The organism is Achromobacter sp. NFACC18-2 (genome assembly GCF_900108985.1).
Taxonomy (GTDB): Bacteria; Pseudomonadota; Gammaproteobacteria; order Burkholderiales; family Burkholderiaceae_B; genus Achromobacter.
Genome location: NZ_FNYM01000014.1, coordinates 169,041 through 187,408, shown reverse-complemented (window position 1 = coordinate 187,408; position 18,368 = coordinate 169,041). Strand labels below are relative to the sequence as shown.

Annotated in this window: 21 protein-coding genes; 13 read left to right on the top strand and 8 right to left on the bottom strand. The window is 65.8% G+C overall.

Annotated features, from left to right (window positions below):
• Nucleotides 1-66: 66 nt before the first annotated feature.
• From BMW75_RS21055 to BMW75_RS21045, 3 genes are all read right to left on the bottom strand, one after another.
• Complete coding sequence (locus BMW75_RS21055; RefSeq protein ID WP_092581696.1) at nt 67-1,212, bottom strand: aromatic ring-hydroxylating oxygenase subunit alpha; 1,146 nt, start codon at nt 1,210-1,212, stop codon at nt 67-69.
• A gap of 289 nt (nt 1,213-1,501) precedes the next feature.
• A complete protein-coding gene (locus BMW75_RS21050) occupies nt 1,502-2,512 on the bottom strand; it encodes an acyltransferase (RefSeq protein ID WP_092581695.1) in 1,011 nt (336 codons plus the stop codon).
• A gap of 225 nt (nt 2,513-2,737) precedes the next feature.
• Complete coding sequence (locus BMW75_RS21045) at nt 2,738-3,706, bottom strand: Bug family tripartite tricarboxylate transporter substrate binding protein (protein ID WP_092581694.1); 969 nt, start codon at nt 3,704-3,706, stop codon at nt 2,738-2,740.
• A gap of 167 nt (nt 3,707-3,873) precedes the next feature.
• Here BMW75_RS21045 and BMW75_RS21040 point away from each other — a divergent pair, with 167 nt between their 5' ends.
• The 12 genes from BMW75_RS21040 (at nt 3,874) to BMW75_RS20985 (ending at nt 13,989) form a co-directional block, all read left to right on the top strand.
• Complete coding sequence (locus BMW75_RS21040) at nt 3,874-4,728, top strand: IclR family transcriptional regulator (protein WP_092581693.1); 855 nt, start codon at nt 3,874-3,876, stop codon at nt 4,726-4,728.
• 83 nt (nt 4,729-4,811) lie between these two features.
• On the top strand, nt 4,812-5,078 hold the full coding sequence (locus BMW75_RS21035; protein ID WP_076519697.1) for an exodeoxyribonuclease VII small subunit: 267 nt from the start codon (nt 4,812-4,814) through the stop codon (nt 5,076-5,078).
• A gap of 7 nt (nt 5,079-5,085) precedes the next feature.
• Nucleotides 5,086-5,997 carry a polyprenyl synthetase family protein gene (locus BMW75_RS21030; protein WP_076519698.1) on the top strand — a complete coding sequence of 304 codons (912 nt, stop codon included), beginning with the start codon at nt 5,086-5,088 and terminating at the stop codon, nt 5,995-5,997.
• 51 nt (nt 5,998-6,048) lie between these two features.
• Nucleotides 6,049-7,911 (top strand): 1-deoxy-D-xylulose-5-phosphate synthase, encoded by a 1,863-nt coding sequence (gene dxs / locus BMW75_RS21025; RefSeq protein WP_092581692.1) that lies wholly within the window; start codon nt 6,049-6,051, stop codon nt 7,909-7,911.
• Nucleotides 7,912-8,107: 196 nt separating this feature from the next.
• A complete protein-coding gene (folE2, locus tag BMW75_RS21020) occupies nt 8,108-8,905 on the top strand; it encodes a GTP cyclohydrolase FolE2 (protein ID WP_092581691.1) in 798 nt (265 codons plus the stop codon).
• Between the two features lie 6 nt (nt 8,906-8,911).
• On the top strand, nt 8,912-9,835 hold the full coding sequence (locus BMW75_RS21015) for a DUF817 domain-containing protein (protein ID WP_092581690.1): 924 nt from the start codon (nt 8,912-8,914) through the stop codon (nt 9,833-9,835).
• A gap of 194 nt (nt 9,836-10,029) precedes the next feature.
• Nucleotides 10,030-10,404 carry a 30S ribosomal protein S6 gene (gene rpsF, locus BMW75_RS21010; RefSeq protein ID WP_076519704.1) on the top strand — a complete coding sequence of 125 codons (375 nt, stop codon included), beginning with the start codon at nt 10,030-10,032 and terminating at the stop codon, nt 10,402-10,404.
• 51 nt (nt 10,405-10,455) lie between these two features.
• Nucleotides 10,456-10,779: a primosomal replication protein N gene (priB, locus tag BMW75_RS21005; RefSeq protein ID WP_092581689.1), complete on the top strand. Its 324-nt coding sequence runs from the start codon at nt 10,456-10,458 to the stop codon at nt 10,777-10,779.
• Nucleotides 10,780-10,899: 120 nt separating this feature from the next.
• On the top strand, nt 10,900-11,172 hold the full coding sequence (gene rpsR / locus BMW75_RS21000) for a 30S ribosomal protein S18 (protein WP_006218308.1): 273 nt from the start codon (nt 10,900-10,902) through the stop codon (nt 11,170-11,172).
• 14 nt (nt 11,173-11,186) lie between these two features.
• Nucleotides 11,187-11,642, top strand: a complete 456-nt coding sequence (rplI, locus tag BMW75_RS20995) for a 50S ribosomal protein L9 (protein ID WP_076519707.1) — start codon at nt 11,187-11,189, stop codon at nt 11,640-11,642.
• Nucleotides 11,643-11,770: 128 nt separating this feature from the next.
• Nucleotides 11,771-12,610, top strand: coding sequence for an RIO1 family regulatory kinase/ATPase domain-containing protein (locus tag BMW75_RS20990; RefSeq protein WP_092581688.1), 840 nt, complete (start codon nt 11,771-11,773; stop codon nt 12,608-12,610).
• The gene (locus BMW75_RS20985; RefSeq protein WP_076519712.1) at nt 12,607-13,989 is read left to right on the top strand and encodes a replicative DNA helicase; all 1,383 of its coding nucleotides are present in this window, start codon (nt 12,607-12,609) and stop codon (nt 13,987-13,989) included. Before BMW75_RS20990 ends, BMW75_RS20985 begins: the two co-directional genes overlap by 4 nt.
• A gap of 73 nt (nt 13,990-14,062) precedes the next feature.
• On the opposite strand, the gene BMW75_RS20980 is transcribed toward BMW75_RS20985, so the two are convergent.
• From BMW75_RS20980 to BMW75_RS20960, 5 genes are all read right to left on the bottom strand, one after another.
• The gene (locus BMW75_RS20980) at nt 14,063-15,040 is read right to left on the bottom strand and encodes a bile acid:sodium symporter family protein (RefSeq protein WP_092581687.1); all 978 of its coding nucleotides are present in this window, start codon (nt 15,038-15,040) and stop codon (nt 14,063-14,065) included.
• 136 nt (nt 15,041-15,176) lie between these two features.
• Complete coding sequence (gene pdxA, locus BMW75_RS20975; protein WP_092581686.1) at nt 15,177-16,157, bottom strand: 4-hydroxythreonine-4-phosphate dehydrogenase PdxA; 981 nt, start codon at nt 16,155-16,157, stop codon at nt 15,177-15,179.
• Between the two features lie 68 nt (nt 16,158-16,225).
• Nucleotides 16,226-16,534: a hypothetical protein gene (locus BMW75_RS20970; RefSeq protein ID WP_083714273.1), complete on the bottom strand. Its 309-nt coding sequence runs from the start codon at nt 16,532-16,534 to the stop codon at nt 16,226-16,228.
• An 84-nt stretch (nt 16,535-16,618) separates the two neighbouring features.
• On the bottom strand, nt 16,619-17,077 hold the full coding sequence (locus BMW75_RS20965) for an Lrp/AsnC family transcriptional regulator (protein WP_076519719.1): 459 nt from the start codon (nt 17,075-17,077) through the stop codon (nt 16,619-16,621).
• Between the two features lie 78 nt (nt 17,078-17,155).
• Nucleotides 17,156-17,761 (bottom strand): hypothetical protein, encoded by a 606-nt coding sequence (locus BMW75_RS20960; protein ID WP_076519720.1) that lies wholly within the window; start codon nt 17,759-17,761, stop codon nt 17,156-17,158.
• A gap of 204 nt (nt 17,762-17,965) precedes the next feature.
• Here BMW75_RS20960 and BMW75_RS20955 point away from each other — a divergent pair, with 204 nt between their 5' ends.
• Nucleotides 17,966-18,211: a hypothetical protein gene (locus BMW75_RS20955; protein ID WP_076519722.1), complete on the top strand. Its 246-nt coding sequence runs from the start codon at nt 17,966-17,968 to the stop codon at nt 18,209-18,211.
• Nucleotides 18,212-18,368: the final 157 nt, after the last annotated feature.

The following is an 18,368-nucleotide window of genomic DNA, read 5'->3' as shown; positions in this document are numbered from 1 at the left end:
CGAACGGATTTCGCGAGGCCCTTTGTCATGCATGTCATGGATGTCATGCAGGCGGGAGCAGGGGACCTACACCTCTTGCATGATGCGGCGGTACCACTCATGGAAATGCTGCATGCCGTCTTCCATGGGCGACTGGTAGGGACCGGTCTCGTTCACGCCGCGCAGCATCAGGGCCTTGCGGCCCGCATCCATGCGTTCGGCGATCTCGTCGTCCTCGATGGCCGTTTCCATGTAGGCCGCGCGCTGCGCCTCGACGAACTCGCGCTCGAAGGCGGCGATTTCCTCGGGGTAGTAGAACTCGACGACGTTGATCGTTTCCTGCGGACCCTTGGGGTACAGCGTGGACAGCACCAGCACGTGCGGGTAGAGCTCGATCATGTGCGTCGGGAAATACGTGACCCACACGGCGCCAAAGTCCGGCGCGTCGCCTTCGCGGAACGACAGCAGGCGGTCGTGCCACTGCTTGTACACGTCGGAACCCGGCTGCGCCAGCGCATTGTGCACGCCCACCTTCTGCAGGCTGTACCAGTCATTGAACTCCCAGGTCAGGTCGTCGCAAGTGACGAAGCGCCCCAGTCCCGGATGGAACGGGCCGACGTGGTAGTCCTCGAGGTAGACCTCGATGAAGGTCTTCCAGTTGTAGTTGCACTGATGGACCTCGACATGGTCCAGCACGTAATCGCCGAAGTCGAACTCGGGCCGCGCGAACAGCGGCGCCATGTCGGTGGCCGGATCGCGCGGGCCTTCGAAGAGCAGCCCGTGGCAATCGCGCAGGCGGTACTTCTGCAGGTTCATGCAGGGCGTGGTCTCGAACTGCGGCGCGCCCAGCAACTCACCCCGGTTGTTGTACGTCCAGCGGTGCAGCGGGCAGACGATGTTGCCGCCCGTGGCCTTCAGGTTGCCATGCGTGTTGCAGTTGCCGGCCACGTTGCCGGCTTCGCCGCCAAGCATCAATGCCTGACGGTGGCGGCAGACATTTGAGATGAGATCGACGCCGTGCTGGTTGCGAACCAGCGTGCGCCCTCCGTTTTCCTGGACCAACGTACGCCAATCCCCGATTTCGGGCACCAATTTCTGGTGGCCGACGTAGAGCGAGGATTGCTTGAAAATGAGTTCTTGCTCGCGGGCAAAGAGGGCTTCGTCAAAATATGCGCTGACGGGTAGCTGGGTGCGAGCTGGCACGACATGTGCCATCCGACCGATGTCGGTCATGATTCCCTCCGCTCGGATGAAAAAGCCAGGACGGTTTGAGCCTTGCCAGGCGCTTTTGTTCAAGTCCAGGTATTCCCCCGCTGGCGTGCGAAGGCCTGTTCATGAATTCGAGCCTGGCTAAATCCGTTCTGGCGCGAAGAAAAATCGGTGTCTGGCCGATCAAATAAGCCGTGAATTGTACCCCAAGGGCTTGTGCGCCGCCCGCCCGGATCGGCGCGCCTGCTTTGGAAAATCCCCCGGCGGTCTTGCGCTGGCGTAAACCGCGATCAACCTTGGCGCCGTAGGCCCTTCAGACGAGGCGGCGCGTGGCCGGATGGCGCCTGAGCAACCAGCTGCTGGCGGCCGACAGCGCGAACACCGCCATCGTGAGCAAGGGCAAGGTCCACGCGTCGCGGTCGTCGCCGGAAAAGGCGCCGGCGCGGCGCGCGATGTCCAGGAACACCGGATGAATGAGGTATACGCCAAACGTCAGTGGCGCCAGCGCCGCCAGCCTGGGCAATCGGGGCGAGGACACGATCCACTGGAATGCGGCCAGCGACATGAATGGCACCGTCAGGCTGAAGTAATCGTAGAAGTAGGTGTCCAGCACGTGGCCTTTGGACATGACCGTGACGCCCAGCGCGGTCGCGGCCACGGTCGCGGCCAGCATCAGGCCGGGGCGCGGAATCCGCATCTCGCCGTCGAAAATGAGCCGTCCCGCCACGAAGTAGCCCAGGTAGGGCAGGAACCAGGTCAAAAAGAAACCATGCGGCGCGCCCAGCGCGCGGCGGTACAGGGCGTCCAGGATCGCCACGCCCAGGATGCCGACCACCCACAGCGCGCGCGCTCGCGGCGTGCTGCGCGAATAGAGCACGCGGACCAGCGGCGCGAACAGGTACAGGCCCACGATCATGTACAGGTACCACAGGTGATAGTAGGGCTCTCCCTGGACGACCTTGCGCGGCCAGAACGAGAAATCGATGCGGCCGTCGTCCCACCAGTCCAGGCCGGTGCGCCACGTCAGGTAGAAGATCGTCCAGAAGAGCAGCGGCGCGCAGATCCGCGCCATCCGGCGGCTGTAGAAGCGCCTGGCGTCCTGCGGCTTGCCGGGATCGAGGAGCAGCGCGCCGCTCACCATCACGAAGACGGGCACGCACCAGCGCGCGGCGGAATCGTAGAGATTGGCGGCCAGCCATGCGCCGCGGCCGTGCGCCCCGGGATCGCTTACGACGAGGGCGGCGCTGTGCAGCAGAACGACGGCCAGCGCAGCCAGCCATCGGGCTGAGTCCAGGCGGGCATATCGGTCTTCGGGTTGAGGCATCGGGCTCCCGGGGATGTTGGCGGATTGGTCGGCTTTTCCGGCCTTACCTTATCAGCGGGGGCGAGACGATTTCTGTATCCAGGGGTTAGGCCGCGCGTAAAAAACCGACAGGGCCTAGGCGGCGCTGTCGGGGAAAAGGCCTGTTCGCGCCGGGGCTGCGGACAGGCCGATCGCGGGCCGGCGGTCCGCGAACGTTTTGTCACGAAACCGGGCGGTCGTGCACGCTCATTGCAGGACGATGTTGGCCTGCTTGATGAGCTGCGACACGATAGGCTGTTCGGTCTTGATCTGCTTGTCCAGTTCCGCCGCCGTGCCGGAACGCGGATCGATGCCCATGTCCAGCAGGCGCTTCTTCACGGCTTCATCCTGCAGGGTCTCGGTCAGCGCGGCCTGCAGGCGCTCCACGACCGGAGCGGGGGTGCCCTTGGGCGCCACAAAACTGAACCAGGCGGTCATGTCGAACGAGGGATAGCCTTGTTCTGCCAGCGTGCTCACGTTGGGCTGCGTCGCCAGGCGCGTGGGGCTGGTGATCGCGAACACCTTCACCTTGCCGGCGTCGGCCTGCGGCATGCCGGTGGCGACCATGTCGAAGAACAGGTCCACGTCGCCGCTGATCAGGGCCGGCAGGGCCTGGGTGGCTCCCTTGAACGGCACGTGCAGGATGTCGATGCCCGCGCGCGACTTGAACAGTTCGCCGGCCAGGTGCGAAGACGTGCCGGGGCCGAAGGTGGCAAAGGTCAGCTTGCCCGGATTTTGTTTGGCGTAGGCCACGACGTCCTGGGTGCTGTTGAAGGGCCGCTTGGGCGAGGACAACAGGACGAGCGGACCAATGCCCACCATGCCGATCCTGACGAAGCTGTCCGGGTCGTAGGGCAGTTCCTTATAGAGATAACGGTTGGTCACCAGCGTCGAGTTGGTGGCCATCAAGATGGTGTAGCCGTCCGGGTTTTCACGCGAAACGTAGGCCGCGCCGATGGAGGTGCCCGCGCCGGCCTTGTTTTCGACGATCATGGACTGGCCCAGGTTCTTGGCCATCCGCTCGGCCAGCACGCGCGTCAACACGTCGGTGGCGCCGCCGGCCGGGAAGGGCGAAATCACCTTGATCGGCCGTGAGGGATAGGTATCGGCCTGGGCTCCCAGCGCGGCGGCGCTGAGCATCAGGGTGGCGAGCAGTTTGAAGCTGTTGCGAATCATGTTTTCCCCTTGAAATCGCATGGTCGGAGTGGATCGCCGGGCCTGGCTTGGCGGGTGCGATGCCGCGCGTCGCGTCGCTTGCCAGGTCTCCTTGGATAGTTTAAATTCCGTTATATGGAATTTAATTTTGTCATTCGAAATAAACTATAAAAACGAAGCGAATAGAAATGCAATCATTTTCTGACCCCAGGCGCACCGCACATCCTCCCTCCAAGCCCGACGAGAAGCTCGAACTGAGCCTGCCCGCCCGCCGCAAACGGGGGGCTGGCGCGGGGGACGGCGCCCAGTCGCCGGATTTCATCACCGCCCTGGCGCGCGGGCTGGATGTGCTGCGGTGCTTTCGGCACGGCGTGACCGCCCTGGGCAACCTGGACCTGGCGCGCCTGACCGGCCTGCCCAAGCCCACCATCAGCCGCATCACCTACACGCTGACCGAACTGGGCTACCTGCGTTATCACCCGGACACCGGCAAGTACTCGCCCGGATACGGCGTCCTGGCCCTGGGGTTCGGGCTGCTGGCCGGGTTGGAAGTCCGCGAGCTGGCCAAGGCTTCGATGACCGACCTGGCCCGCGAGACCGGGGGCGCCGTCGCGCTGGGGGCGTTCGACGGCGATGCCATGACCTATGTCGAGGCCATTCACGGCTCGTCCGCGCTGTATCTGCGGTTGCCGGTCGGCTACCGCGCCACGCTGGACAGCGCCATGGGCCGGGCCTACCTGGCCAGCCTGCCCGAGCAGGAATGCGAGGCCGTGCTGGCGCGCCTGGGAGAGGGGGCGCCGGCGCCCGAGGCCATTGCGCGGGCCCGTGCGGAACTGGCCCAGGAAGGCTGCTGCTTCGCCATCGGGGAATGGCAGTCCGGCATCAATGCCGTGGCGGTGCCTTTCACGTCCATCACGGGCGAGGGCGTCTTCGTCATGAGCTGCGGCGGACCGGCCAGCCTGCTCGAAGCGTCGCATCTGCGGGCCCGCGTGGCGCCGGCGCTGCTGGCCGCGGTGGCAGGCCTGGCGGGGGCGCCAGCCTGAGGCGCGGGGCGCATCCGGGCCGCGCATGGCTATCTCGTACAATTCACGGATTAATCCACCCCTAGTGCCCCCGGAGGCCCCGTTTGGCCAATCCCATTCCCGCTGATCCGCAGAACGACGATCGTCCCTTGCCCCAGGATTTCGAAACGGCGCTGGCCGAACTGGAATCGCTCGTGGCGGCCATGGAAGACGGCTCGCTGCCGCTTGAGCAATCGTTGGCCGCCTACAAGCGTGGCGTGGCGCTCACGCGGGTCTGCCAGGAGCGCTTGGCGCAGGCCGAACAGCAGGTGAAGGTGCTCGAGGGCGACCTGCTCCGGCCCCTGGATCCCGCGGCGCTGGACGACGAATAAAAATCCGATGAAGCAAATTCAACTCGCTTTTCCCGAGTGGCTGCAAGGCCGTGCGCGGCACGTCGAAGACGTGCTCGACGACCTCCTGCCGCCGGCGGACCAGGCGCCAGCCCGATTGCATGAGGCCATGCGATACGCCGTGCTCGGCGGCGGCAAGCGCGTGCGCGCCGCCCTGGTCTATGCCGCAGGACAGGCCTGCCCCGTGAGCGGCAGCGTGCTGGCCATCGAAGCCTCGCTCGACCGCGCCGCCGCGGCCGTCGAACTGATCCATGCCTATTCGCTGGTGCACGACGACCTGCCCTGCATGGACGACGACACCCTGCGCCGGGGCCGGCCCACCACGCATGTGCAGTTCGACGAGGCCACGGCCATGCTGGCGGGCGACGCCCTGCAGCCGCTAGCCTTCGAACTGGTGGCGTCGATGCCGATCGCGCCGGCGCTGATCGTGCAGGCCACCCAGTCGCTGGCGCGCGCCGCCGGCAGCCAGGGCATGGCGGGCGGCCAGGCTATCGACCTCTTCAGCGTCGGCCGCGCGTTGTCGCGCGACGAGCTGCAGATGATGCATGGCATGAAGACCGGCGCCATGCTGGCTTGCAGCGTGGCCCTGGGCGGCATCGTGGCTGGCGCAAGCTCTGCGTCGCGCCAGGCGCTCGATGCCTACGCGCAGGCCATGGGGTTGGCGTTCCAGGTGGTCGACGACATACTTGATGTCACCGCCGACAGCGCCAGCCTGGGCAAGACGCCAGGCAAGGATGCCGCCGAAAACAAGCCCACCTACGTGTCTTTGCTGGGGCTGGCCGACGCCCGGGCCTTCGCGGAGGAACTGCGCGTGGCGGCCCTGGCTGCGCTGGCGCCGCTGGGCGACGCGGGCGCGCGCCTGGCCCAGCTTGCCGACTTCATCGTTCTTCGAGACCGCTGATCCGTGATCAGCCCGGCCCGCGCAGGCCGGGCCAACGAACCACATAAAAGCATGACGACAGATTTACTGGACCGCATTCAATCGCCGGCTGACCTCAAGCGCCTGGATCGTCGCGAGCTTAAAAAGCTCGCCGACGAACTGCGCGGCTTCGTGCTGGAGTCGGTATCCAAAACGGGCGGACACCTGTCGTCCAACCTGGGCACCGTCGAGCTCACGCTGGCGCTGCACCAGGTGTTCGACACGCCGCACGATCGCATCGTCTGGGACGTGGGGCACCAGTCCTATCCGCACAAGATCCTGACGGGGCGCCGTGCCGGCATGGCCAAGCTGCGCCAGCAGGGCGGAATTTCCGGGTTCCCCAAGCGCAGCGAATCCGAGTACGACGCGTTCGGCACCGCGCATTCGTCCACGTCGATTTCCGCGGCTCTGGGCATGGCGGTCGCGTCGCGCAATGCGGGCGTGCAGCGCCAGCACATCGCCGTGATCGGCGACGGCGCCATGTCGGCCGGCATGGCCTTCGAGGCCATGAACAACGCGGGCGTCACGCCCAACATCAACCTGCTGGTGATCCTGAACGACAACGACATGTCGATCTCGCCGCCGGTCGGGGCGCTGAACCGCTACCTGGCGCGCCTGATGTCGGGACGCTTCTACGCCGCGGCCAAGAACGTGGGCCGCGCCGTCCTGCAGCATGTGCCGCCTGTGCTCGAACTGGCCCGCCGCTTCGAGGAGCATGCCAAGGGCATGGTCACGCCGGCCACGCTGTTCGAGGAATTCGGCTTCAATTACGTCGGTCCCATCGACGGCCACGACCTGGATGCGCTGGTGCCCACGCTGCAGAACCTGAAGGCCCTCGAAGGGCTGCAGTTCCTGCATGTGGTCACGCGCAAAGGGCAGGGCTACAAGCTCGCCGAGGCCGATCCGGTGCTCTATCACGGCCCCGGCAAGTTCGATCCGGCGGTCGGCATCCAGCAGTCCAAGGCGCCGGGCAAGCGCACGTTCACCCAGGTGTTCGGCAAGTGGCTTTGCGACACGGCCCAGCAGGACACGCGCCTGGTCGCCGTCACGCCGGCCATGCGCGAGGGCAGCGGGCTGGTGGAGTTTGAACAGCGCTTTGCGCAGCGGTATTTCGACGTGGGCATCGCCGAACAGCATGCCGTCACGTTCGCCGCGGGCGTGGCGTGCGAAGGCCAGAAGCCGGTTGTCGCCATCTACTCCACGTTCCTGCAGCGCGGTTACGACCAGTTCATCCATGACGTCGCCTTGCAGAACCTGGACGTCACGTTCGCGCTGGACCGCGCCGGCATCGTGGGCGCGGACGGCGCCACGCACGCGGGCAACTACGACATCGCCTTCCTGCGCTGCGTGCCGAACATGGTGGTCGCCACGCCGTCCGACGAAAACGAAACCCGTCTGCTGCTGTCGACCTGTTATCAGCATCCCGGCCCCGCATCGGTGCGCTATCCGCGCGGCGCGGGCTGCGGCGCGGCGGAAGGCGAGGGCCTGGACACGGTCGCACTGGGCAAGGGCGTGATCCGGCGCGAAGGCAAGAAGATCGCCATCGTGGGCTTCGGTACGCTGGTCCAGGCGGCGCTTGGCGCCGCCAACAAGTTGGACGCCACCGTGGCGGACATGCGCTTCGTCAAGCCGATCGACCGCGACCTGATCCTCGACCTGGCGAGCCGCCACGATGCGCTCGTCACGCTGGAAGACGCCTGCATTATGGGCGGCGCGGGCAGCGCCGTGCTGGAAGTCCTGAGCGCCGCCGGTGTGCTGATCCCCGTGCTGCAACTGGGCCTGCCGGACGAGTTCATCGACCATGGCGAGCAATCGGCCCTGCTGGCCGGACTGGGGCTGGATGCGGCCGGCATCGAGCAGTCGATCCGCACGCGCTATGCCGCGCTGCTGAAGTGACTTCGGGTTCATCCTTGAGGCCGAGGGCGCACGCTTTCGGCCGCAAGGATGAAACACACTGTTCCGGCCGCGCCGGCATGTGATCCGAAGGGTTACCTCGTCCGATCGCGCAAGCGTGGGCGATAATGAGCGCCTTTCTAGACAACTGGGCCTGCCCGTTTTCGCGCGGCAGACTGGCCCGGACAGGTAAGCCGAAATGAATTCTCCGATCGACCCCGCCATCGTGATGCCCGACGTGCAGAGCGCCACGGATACGCGGCACATCCCGATCCAGCGCGTCGGCATCCGCGGCGTGCGTCATCCCATGCTGGTCCAGAGCGGCGATGGCTCGGTCCAGGGCACCGTGGCCAACTGGACGTTGACCGTGGCCCTGCCGCCCGAGGAAAAGGGCACGCACATGTCCCGCTTCGTGGCCCTGCTCGAGCGGTATCGCAGCACGCCCATGACGCCGGCGGCGTTTCGCGCCATGGCGGGCGACATGCTGCCGCTGCTGCATGCCGAGCGCGGCGACATCACCGCGACGTTCCCGTACTTCATCAACAAGTCCGCGCCAATCTCCGGCGTTCAGAGCCTGCTGGACTACGAGGTCCAGTGGATCGCCCGCGCGCAGGCCGGCCACGTCGAGTTCGAACTCGTCGTGCAGGTGCCCGTCACCAGCCTGTGCCCGTGTTCCAAGGCCATTTCCGAATACGGCGCGCACAACCAGCGCTCGCACGTCACCGTCTCGGCCATCCTCGATGAAGATATCTCGATGGACGGCGTGATCCGCCTGGTCGAGGACGAGGGCTCCTGCGAATTGTGGGGGCTGCTCAAGCGGCCCGACGAAAAGTTCGTGACCGAACGCGCCTACGACAATCCCAAGTTCGTCGAGGACCTGGTGCGCGACGTGGCCGCCCGCCTGAACGCGCATCCCGGCATCGCGCGCTATCGCGTCGAAGCCGAGAACTTCGAATCCATCCACAACCACTCGGCCTACGCCGTCGTCGAAGGCTGAGCGCCCATGCGCCATCCGGCGGCCAGCGACTGGCCGCTCATCGCCGGCCTGCAGCAGTGGGAAACGCGGCTGGCCGGCAACCTGGCCAGCCGCGGGCGTTTCGGCGTCGCGCTCTACGAGTTTTTCCGCTTTGGCGTAAAGCAGGCCTGGGCATGCCTTTTTGGCGGGCTGATGTGCGCGCTGCTGCTGGGCACGCACTGGTGGTATCCCAAGGACGCGTTCCTGGCGCGCTACGACTTCCTGACGCTGGCCGCGCTGGGCATCCAGGCCGCGCTGCTCGCGCTGCGCATGGAAACCTGGGGCGAGGCCCGCGTGATCCTGATGTTCCATGTCGTCGGCACCTGCATGGAAATCTTCAAGACCGCCGCCGGTTCGTGGATCTACCCCGAGCCGAGCGTGCTGCGCATCGGCGGGGTGCCGTTATTCACCGGCTTCATGTATGCCGCGGTGGGCAGCTATCTCGCCCGCGTGTGGCGCCTCTTCGATTTCCGCTTCCGGGCGCATCCGCCGCTTGCCGCCACGACGACGCTTTCGGTGCTGATCTACCTGAACTTCTTCGCGCACCATTACGTCATCGATTTGCGCTGGGTGTTGTTTGCGATGACGGCGCTGCTGTTCGCGCGCACCTGGGTGTACTTCCGCATCTGGCAGGTCTACCGCCGCATGCCGCTGTTGCTGGGCTTCGTGCTGGTGGCGCTCTTCATCTGGTTCGCCGAGAACATCGGCACCTTCGCCAATGCCTGGCGCTATCCCAACCAGTCGCAGGTCTGGCAGCTCGTGTCCATCGCCAAGCTGGGTTCCTGGTTCCTGCTGATGATCATCAGCTATGTCATGGTGAGCGCCGTCAACCGGCCGCGCGCCATCGAGGCGGCCGATCTGCCGGCCGCGCCTGTCGCCGTGCCCGCAAATAACGCGTCCCTCATTTCCTGACGCGCCATTTTTTGCTGCTTGCAAGCGTTTGCCCAATCGGCGATAATCGAGAGCTTTCTTGCTCGACCACCCATGGTTTTTTGGGTAGCGGGCTGCCCCTTGCGGCGATCGTCTCCAAGATGAAAATCCACCCATGATGGAAAGCGCGGGTGCAAGACGGCCGGCCGGCAAGACATCCTCAAGGAGTTTTATCCATGCGTCACTACGAAGTAGTGTTTATCGTTCACCCCGACCAGAGCGAGCAAGTGCCCGCCATGGTCGAGCGTTACCAAGCGCTGGTCACGGGCCAAGGCGGCTCGGTCCACCGCCTGGAAGACTGGGGTCGCCGTCAACTGGCCTACCCGATCCAGAAGCTCGTCAAGGCTCACTACGTGTGCCTGAACATCGAGTGCGGCCAAGCCACGCTGGATGAGCTGGAACACTCGTTCCGCTACAACGACGCCGTTCTGCGTCACCTGGTCATCAAGACCAAGAAGGCCCAGACCGCTCCGTCGATCATGATGAAGTCGGTCGAACGCGAAGAAGCCCGCAAGGCTTCGGCGGAAGCTGCCCCGGCTCAGGCCGAGTAAGCAGGGCTCACGCAGAGCTCATTGTCTCAAGTCCCCTCGGTGCCTGGCAGGATGAACAAGCTGGAACTCAGCGCCCGCGTTCTCGAATGCGAGCCTTTGCGCCACACGCCCGCCGGTTTGCCAGCGCTGGAAATGCTGCTGGCGCACGAGTCGGAGGTCATCGAAGCCGGCCACCCGCGCCGTGTCGAATTGACGATCGCCGCCGTGGCACTGGGAGATCTGGCGCTGCTCTTGAGGAACACCGCTTTAGGGTCCGAATTGCTGGTGCAGGGGTTTCTGGCTCCCACCCGCAAGGACTCGGTGAAGATCAAGCTGCATTTGCAGCAGGCGCGCAAGATTGGCGGAAGCGCTGGAAGCGATCCGCAGGTAGCTTGAAGGGAATGAGTCCAAGGGTGCGAGAGCGCCTTCTGAATACGGATAGGTTACGGGGAGTTGGGCCCGGTCATTGAAGAACCCGGTTATGACCCAGTCCCCTCAAACATAAAGGCACATATCATGGCTTTCTTCGGAAAACGCAAAGAAAAACGCAAATTCACGCAGCAGAACCCGCTCTTCAAGCGTCGCAAGTTCTGCCGCTTCACCGCAGCCGGCGTCGAAGAGATCGACTACAAGGATCTGGACACCCTGCGCGACTTCGTGCAAGAAAACGGCAAGATCATCCCGGCTCGCCTGACCGGCACCAAGGCAATCTACCAGCGCCAGCTGGACACCGCCATCAAGCGCGCGCGCTTCCTGGCCCTGTTGCCTTACACCGACAACCACAACTAATCCGGGGCACTGAAATGCAAGTTATTCTGCTCGAAAAAGTCCTGAATCTGGGCAACCTGGGTGAAGTCGTGCGCGTGCGCGATGGCTACGCCCGCAACTTCCTGATTCCCCAGAAGAAGGCCCGTCGCGCAACCGACGCCGCCCTGAAGGAATTCGAAGCCCGCCGCGCCGAGCTGGAAAAGGCCCAGGCTGAAAAGCTGGCCGCCGCCCAAGCCCTGGGCGAGCGCATGAACGGCTACCAGTTGAAGATCAGCCAGAAGGCTGGCGTCGACGGTCGCCTGTTCGGTTCGGTCACCAACGCCGACATCGCCGAAGGTCTGAAGAAGGCTTCGTTCGAAGCCGTCGAAAAGGCCCAGGTGCGTCTGCCCAATGGCCAACTGAAGGCCATCGGCGAGTACCCGGTCCAGGTCGCCCTGCACGCCGATGTCGTCGTCGACGTCACGGTCGTGGTCGAAGGCGAACTGTCCTGATCCGGCAGTCGCGGTAAAAAGAAGCCGGCCCGCGCGCCGGCTTTTTTTCTTTTTTGGGGCGCCGCGCCCGGTCCGCCCCGACCCGGCGACGCCCGCCGCCCGTTTCACGCCGTCATCCAGAGGACCTCTTGACTCATCCGCCTGTCCATCACAACGCGCCGCCCGGCCTGCGAGCCTGGCTCGACAGCGTGGATGCGTCGCGTGAACCTTCGGTGCGGGATGTGAAGATAGACGGCGTGCGCTGCATTATCAAGCGGCGCCGGCCCGGCATCCTGCGAGGCGTGAGCTACGTGCTGCGCTACGTGCGCGCCTTGTTCCTCGCCGTGGGATGCAAGATTTTCCTGGGCGAGTTTCCGCGGCCCGGCGTACTGCTGCGCAATGGCCTGGCCCATGAAGCACGGCGCCTGTCGCAATTGCTGGAGGCCGGCTGCCGTGTCCCCGAGGTCTGGTGGCAGGAGCAGAACCTGCTCGTGCTGGAGTTCGTGGGCGAAGACCTGGCGGACCTGATCCGCAAAGAAGACTCCACCTCGCGCCTGTGGCTGACACGCGCGGCCGCGGCCGACCTGGCGGCCTTTCATGCGCGCGGCATGTGGCACGGCGGTGCGCAGATCCGAAACCTGACGCTGCGCGATGGCGAGATCTGGCGTATCGACTTCGAGGAAAACATCGGCGCGACGCTGTCGCGCCCGCTGGCGCAGGCCTATGACATGTTCCAGATGCTCGCCTCGCTGGTGTCCCTGCGCAAGCTGGGCGACCGCGACGCCAGGACGCTGGGCAAGCTGGCGCTGGACGTCTACCTGGACAGCAACCCCGATCCCGAGGTCAGGGCGTGCCTCAGGCGCCTGGCGCGCGTGCTCTGCGCCTTTGCGATGCCGTTGCGCCCCATCCTGAGCCGCTTCCCCTCGCGCGATATCCAAGGGTTTTTCCGCGTCGCGGATATCCTGCAGCCGTTACTATTGAAGCCATGACCACACCCGCCGATTCCCAGCTCGAATACCTGCGCGTCCCTCCCCATTCCATCGAGGCGGAACAGTCGGTCCTCGGCGGACTGCTGCTGGACAATGCCGCATGGGACCGCATCGCGGACGTGCTGATCGAAGAGGATTTCTACCGCCACGACCATCGGCTGATCTGGCACCACATCGCTCGCTTGATCGGCCTGGCGCGGCCGGCCGACGTGATTACCGTGCACGAGTCGCTGGTCAGCGCGGGCAAGGCCGACGACGCCGGCGGGCTGGCCTATCTGAATGCGCTGGCGCACAACACGCCGTCGGCGGCCAACATCCGGCGCTACGGCGAGATCGTGCGAGAGCGCGCCATGCTGCGCAAGCTGGTGTCCATCGCCGACGAAATCTCCTCGGCGGCCATGAACCCGCAGGGCAAGGAGGCGCGGCAACTGCTGGACGAGGCCGAATCCAAGGTCTTCCAGATCGCGCAGGAAGGCGCGCGCGGCGCCGCGGGCTTCCAGGAGATCCAGCCGCTCCTGACCCAGGTGGTCGAGCGTATCGACGAGCTCTATCACCGCGAGGGCACCTCCGATGTGACGGGCGTGCCCACGGGCTTCACGGACCTGGACAAGATGACGTCCGGCATGCAGGGCGGCGACCTGATCATCGTGGCCGGCCGCCCGTCCATGGGCAAGACCTCGTTCTCCATGAACATCGGCGAGCACGTCGCCATCGAAGAAGGCTTGCCCGTGGCGGTGTTCTCCATGGAAATGGGCGCCGTGCAGCTTGCCATGCGTATGCTGGGTTCGGTGGGCCTGCTGGACCAGCACCGGATGCGTACCGGCAAGCTCATCGCCGAAGACTGGCCGCGCGTCACGCACGCCGTGCAGCTCATGCAGGACGCCCAGGTCTACATCGACGAATCGCCGGCGCTCAGTCCCATGGAAGTGCGCGCCCGCGCGCGCCGTCTGGCGCGCCAGTGCGGCCAGCTCGGGCTCATCATCATCGACTACCTGCAGCTCATGTCAGGCAACGGTTCCGGCGAAAACCGGGCCACCGAAGTGTCTGAAATCAGCCGTTCGCTCAAGGGTCTGGCCAAGGAGCTGAACTGCCCGCTGATCGCGCTGTCCCAGCTCAACCGAAGCCTGGAACAACGTCCCAACAAGCGTCCCGTGATGAGCGACCTGCGCGAATCCGGCGCCATCGAACAGGACGCGGACGTGATCCTGTTCATCTACCGCGACGAGGTCTACAACCCCGATTCGCCGGACAAGGGCACGGCCGAGATCATCATCGGCAAGCAGCGTAACGGCCCCATCGGAACCGTGCGCCTGACGTTCCAGGGGTCCAGCACGCGCTTTTTGAACTTCTCCGGCGCGCAGCCGCGGGACATGTACTGATCCCGCCTCGGCGGCGCCCAAATAAAAAACCGCGCTTCATGTGTGAAGCGCGGTTTTTTTATTGCGGACCCGGTCAGTGGGTGGTTTCCGGCCGCTTGCCATAGCGCGCGGCGAGGACGCCGCAGACCATGAGCTGGATCTGGTGGAACAGCATCAGCGGCAGCACCACCGCGCCCACGGCGTGGCCGGCGAACAGCACCTGGGCCATGGGAATGCCGCTGGCCAGGCTCTTTTTCGAGCCGCAGAACAGCAGCGTGATGCGGTCCTCGATCTTGAACCCGAAGACCCTGCCCGCCAGGGCCGACAGGCCCAGCGCCAGCGCCAGGATGACGCAGCAGCTCACGACCAGGCCGACCAGCGCGGGGATGGGCGTGCTGCTCCACAAGCCCTCGTTGATGGCTTCGGAGAAGGCCGTGTAGACCACCAGCAGGATGGAACCCTGGTCCACGAATTTCAGTATCGCCTTGCGCTTGTGCACCCAGGCGCCAATCCAGCGGCGCGCGAACTGGCCCAGCACGAAGGGCAGGAGCAACTGCAGCATGATCTTGCCGACCGCGTCGAACGAGATCGGCGCACTGCCGGCATTGGCCACGACGGTGCCGACCAGAAGCGGCGTGATGAAGATGCCCAGCAGGCTGGAGGCCGAGGCGCTGCACACCGCGGCGGGGACATTGCCGCGCGCCATGGAAGTGAACGCGATGGCCGACTGCACGGTGGCCGGCAGGCAGCACAGGAACAGGATGCCCAGATAGAGTTCGGGCGTGACCAGCGGTTCCAGCACCGGCTTGAGCGCCAGGCCCAGCAGCGGGAACATCAGGAACGTGGCCGAGAAAATGGTCAGGTGCAGCTTCCAGTGCGTCAGACCCGCAATGATGGCCTCGCGGGACAGGCGCGCGCCGTGCAGGAAGAACAGGAGGCCGACGGCGACGTTGGTGATCCAGCCGAAGACGACCACGCCTTGCCCGTGCGCGGGCACGATGCTGGCGATGATGACGGTGCAGATCAGATAGAGGGTGAAGCGGTCGGGCAGGAGTCGAACGAGGCGGGACATGAGGATGGAAGGGAAGACAGAAAGCGGCGGCGCGGGGCGCCGGAAACGGGGCGTATTGTAGACCCGGGGCGGCGCGGCCCGCGCTGCGGCGGCCCTCAAGCGTCCAGGCGCCGAGGCAGGCAGCAGATGTGTCGGGTCAGGGCGTCATCGCCAGCGCCAGGTCGAACGCCGCGACCAGCGAGGCGTGGTCCGCCAGCCCCTTGCCGGCGATGTCGAACGCGGTGCCGTGGTCCACGCTGGTGCGCACGAAGGGCAGCCCGACGGTCACGTTCACGCCGTGGTCCAGGCCCAGGTACTTCACGGGGATGAGGCCCTGGTCATGGTACTGGGCGACGACGATGTCGAATTCGCCGCGGCGGGCGCGCATGAAGACGGTGTCGCCCGGCCAGGGGCCGCTGGCGTCGATGCCTTCGGCGCGCGCGGCGGCGATGGCCGGTTCGATGATGTCGACGTCTTCGCGGCCGAACTTGCCGCCTTCGCCCGCATGCGGATTCAGGCCGGCGACGGCGACGCGCGGGTGCGCGATGCCCATCTGCCGGCACGCGCGGTCGGCAAGGCGCATCGCGGTCAGTTCGGCCTGGGGCGTGATGCGCGCGATGACGTCGGCCAGCGCGACGTGGATGGTCACCAGCAGCACGCGCAGCTCATCGTTGGCCAGCATCATGGCGAAGTCCTGCGTGGCCGAGCGGTCCGCCAGGATTTCGGTGTGGCCCGGAAAGTCGATGCCGGCCTCGTGCATGGACTTCTTGTTCAGGGGCGCGGTCACGATGGCGCGGATGCGCCCGGCAAGCGCGTCGTCGATGGCGGCGCAGACGTAGTCGTAGGCGGCGCGCCCCGCCAGGGCGCTGACCTTGCCCAGGGGCAGGTCGGCGGGCAGGGCAGGGCTGCAGGCCACCACCTGGATGCAGCCCGGATCGGGCCGCGCCTGGTCGATGCTGGCGATCTCGGCGATGTCCAGTCGGGCGTCGAGCTGGGCCGCCGCCCGTCGCAACGCGCCGGCATCGCCGTACACCACGCAGGGCGCATTCCAGCCATGCGCGTAGGCTTTGACGACGATTTCGGGACCGATGCCGGCGGCATCGCCCATGGTGATGCCCACGGGTTGGGGAGTGTTCACGGTGCAGGCAAGAGGGCTAAAGGGATGCGGACAATGCTACACCCGATCCCGGGCAGGGCCGCGCGCGCTTACTGGGCCGCGTTCTTGGGCGGATCGATGGCCGCGCATTCGAACGTGACGGTGGCGCGCTTGGAGCCCAGGCCCGTCGCGTGATTGGACGTCACCTTGGGCTTGACCAGCTTGCGGCCCAGCGACTGGCAGTATTGGTCGGCGCGTTGCAAAGCCTGGTTCTTGATTTCGACCCAGCTCAGCAATTGCGTGCCCGAGCTGTAGGTGACGCTGTAGAGGTCCTTGTCGACGGACGTGACTTCGCTCATGCTGGAACAAGCGGTCAGCAGGGCGAGGAGGGCGGCGGCGGGGGCAAGGCGTGCAAGCATGAAAAGTCCAGGATTCGCGACAGGCCCCATTACACCACCATGTCGCGCCAGCGGGAAAGGCGGGCCGGGCCGTAGACCGCCGTTTCAGGGCGCGCCGACCGCGCTGCGGCGGTCGACCTTGCGGCTGAGCACGATGGACGTCTGCGTTTGCTTGACGCCGTCGATCAGGCCGATGCGGTCCAGCAGCGCATCCAGTTGTTCGTGCGTTTCGCAGCGCAGGAAGATCAGGTAATCGTAGGGGCCGCTGACCGACGACACTTCCTCGACCTCGGGCATCTTTTCCAGCTCCCGGATCACCGCCGCCGGCGTCTTGGGCAGCACGCTGATGAAGCAATAAGCGCGCACTGCGGCCTCTTCCAGCCGCCGCCCCAGGCGCACGCCATAGCCCGCCACGATGCTCTCGCGCTCCAGCCGCGCGATGCGCGCGACCACCGTCGTGCGCGCCAGGCCCAGCTTGCGCGCCAGGATGGCGGCGGGTTCGCGCGCATTGGCCTGCAGCAGGCTGAGCAATTGCCGGTCGATGTCGTCGAGTCGTTCGTTCATGCGCGCAGGCGGTGGCGTTGGGCCGGAGGGCGAAGTGGCGACGGTACAGGCGCCGGCCTGCCGGCGTCAATGCGGCGGCTAGCCGTCCGACTCGGGCGGGATGCCGCCGTGATAGATGCGGCCGTCGAACTCGAAGCGCGTGATGGTCTTGTGCGCGGCATCGAAGATGCGGTCGCGGCTGGCGTCGTCCAGGCCGTCGTGGTCCGCGAAGCTGAAGCGGCACAGGTCGATGTCGCTGTCGTAGAACGCGCTGTGCACGAAGCGGCTCACGTCCGCCTCGTGCGCGAAATGCGCGAACTCGCGCAATTGCTCCATCTCGTGGAACGAGCCGTTGCGGCTGACCAGCAGCATGCCGAACTTGCGCTCTTCGTCCGCCATCGGCTCCGGCGGCGGCGGGGCGTCGTTCGCCTGCGCGTCCTTGCAGTCGAAGTGCGCGCCGGCTTCGCGCATGGCGTCCAGCACCCGTTGCCATTCCTGATCCTCCAGCGTCAGGCGGGCCATCATGTAGAAGAGACGCTGCCGCCCCAGCGTGCGCGGCTCCGGGCCGCCCACGAAGCTGGGCCAAGGGGTCGATGCGTCCAGCCCGGCCAGCTCGGCCATCCTGGCGTCACTGAAGCCCAGTCTGTCCTGGAGCCGCCGCAGCGACTGGGCGTTGGGCGGGACGTAGTTCTGGATCGTTTTCATGACTGCGCTCCGGTTGTGCCGGGCGCCCCGAAGCAGCGCCGGCGGCATGCGCCGCGGTGCCCGTGCGGCTACGCTTCATGCTAGCGCCGCCCCCGGCGCTTGCCTAGCCGCCCGGGGCCGATCGCGGTCGGGCGGACCGGCCCGGCCGCGCCGGAGCGCCATGCTAGGATTTGCGCCGTCATTCAATGCCAGGAGGCTTACATCATGGATATCCAGGAACAAATCGCCGTCGTCGTGCACACCATCTCGCACCAGGGCGGCCGCATCGATGCGCTCAATTCCACGCTGGTATCGATGCTGCATCTGGTGAAGGGCTCGCCGGGCCTGCGCGAAGCCATCGAAGCGCAGTTGGAGCAGAACTATTCCAGCCTGCTGGCGCGTTCCGAGAATCCGCAATATGTCGCGGGCTTCGAAAGCGTGCGCGACATGATCGTGGCCGCCCTGAAGTGATTGGGCTGCGAGGCGGGCTGTGATGCGGGCGGCCCAACGTGCCGCGGGCCGACCCAGTTACCCACAGCTTCTGTGGACAAGCCTTGGGATAGTCCGGGCATAGATGCACAAATCCCTTTGATTACAAGGGCTTGGCCGGAGCGGTCAAAGGCCGCTC

What these genes read in the sequence shown, in the direction of transcription:
- dxs (WP_092581692.1), top strand. Translation starts at nt 6,049, where the DNA reads ATGACGACAGATTTACTGGACCGCATTCAATCGCCGGCTGACCTCAAG.
- priB (WP_092581689.1), top strand. Translation starts at nt 10,456, where the DNA reads ATGAACAAGCTGGAACTCAGCGCCCGCGTTCTCGAATGCGAGCCTTTG.
- BMW75_RS21055 (WP_092581696.1), bottom strand. Translation starts at nt 1,212, where the DNA reads ATGACCGACATCGGTCGGATGGCACATGTCGTGCCAGCTCGCACCCAG.
- BMW75_RS20960 (WP_076519720.1), bottom strand. Translation starts at nt 17,761, where the DNA reads ATGAAAACGATCCAGAACTACGTCCCGCCCAACGCCCAGTCGCTGCGG.
- BMW75_RS21050 (WP_092581695.1), bottom strand. Translation starts at nt 2,512, where the DNA reads ATGCCTCAACCCGAAGACCGATATGCCCGCCTGGACTCAGCCCGATGG.
- BMW75_RS21015 (WP_092581690.1), top strand. Translation starts at nt 8,912, where the DNA reads ATGCGCCATCCGGCGGCCAGCGACTGGCCGCTCATCGCCGGCCTGCAG.
- BMW75_RS20965 (WP_076519719.1), bottom strand. Translation starts at nt 17,077, where the DNA reads ATGAACGAACGACTCGACGACATCGACCGGCAATTGCTCAGCCTGCTG.
- rplI (WP_076519707.1), top strand. Translation starts at nt 11,187, where the DNA reads ATGCAAGTTATTCTGCTCGAAAAAGTCCTGAATCTGGGCAACCTGGGT.
- rpsF (WP_076519704.1), top strand. Translation starts at nt 10,030, where the DNA reads ATGCGTCACTACGAAGTAGTGTTTATCGTTCACCCCGACCAGAGCGAG.
- BMW75_RS21030 (WP_076519698.1), top strand. Translation starts at nt 5,086, where the DNA reads ATGAAGCAAATTCAACTCGCTTTTCCCGAGTGGCTGCAAGGCCGTGCG.
- BMW75_RS21045 (WP_092581694.1), bottom strand. Translation starts at nt 3,706, where the DNA reads ATGATTCGCAACAGCTTCAAACTGCTCGCCACCCTGATGCTCAGCGCC.
- BMW75_RS20970 (WP_083714273.1), bottom strand. Translation starts at nt 16,534, where the DNA reads ATGCTTGCACGCCTTGCCCCCGCCGCCGCCCTCCTCGCCCTGCTGACC.
- BMW75_RS20955 (WP_076519722.1), top strand. Translation starts at nt 17,966, where the DNA reads ATGGATATCCAGGAACAAATCGCCGTCGTCGTGCACACCATCTCGCAC.
- BMW75_RS21040 (WP_092581693.1), top strand. Translation starts at nt 3,874, where the DNA reads ATGCAATCATTTTCTGACCCCAGGCGCACCGCACATCCTCCCTCCAAG.
- BMW75_RS20985 (WP_076519712.1), top strand. Translation starts at nt 12,607, where the DNA reads ATGACCACACCCGCCGATTCCCAGCTCGAATACCTGCGCGTCCCTCCC.
- BMW75_RS20980 (WP_092581687.1), bottom strand. Translation starts at nt 15,040, where the DNA reads ATGTCCCGCCTCGTTCGACTCCTGCCCGACCGCTTCACCCTCTATCTG.
- folE2 (WP_092581691.1), top strand. Translation starts at nt 8,108, where the DNA reads ATGAATTCTCCGATCGACCCCGCCATCGTGATGCCCGACGTGCAGAGC.
- rpsR (WP_006218308.1), top strand. Translation starts at nt 10,900, where the DNA reads ATGGCTTTCTTCGGAAAACGCAAAGAAAAACGCAAATTCACGCAGCAG.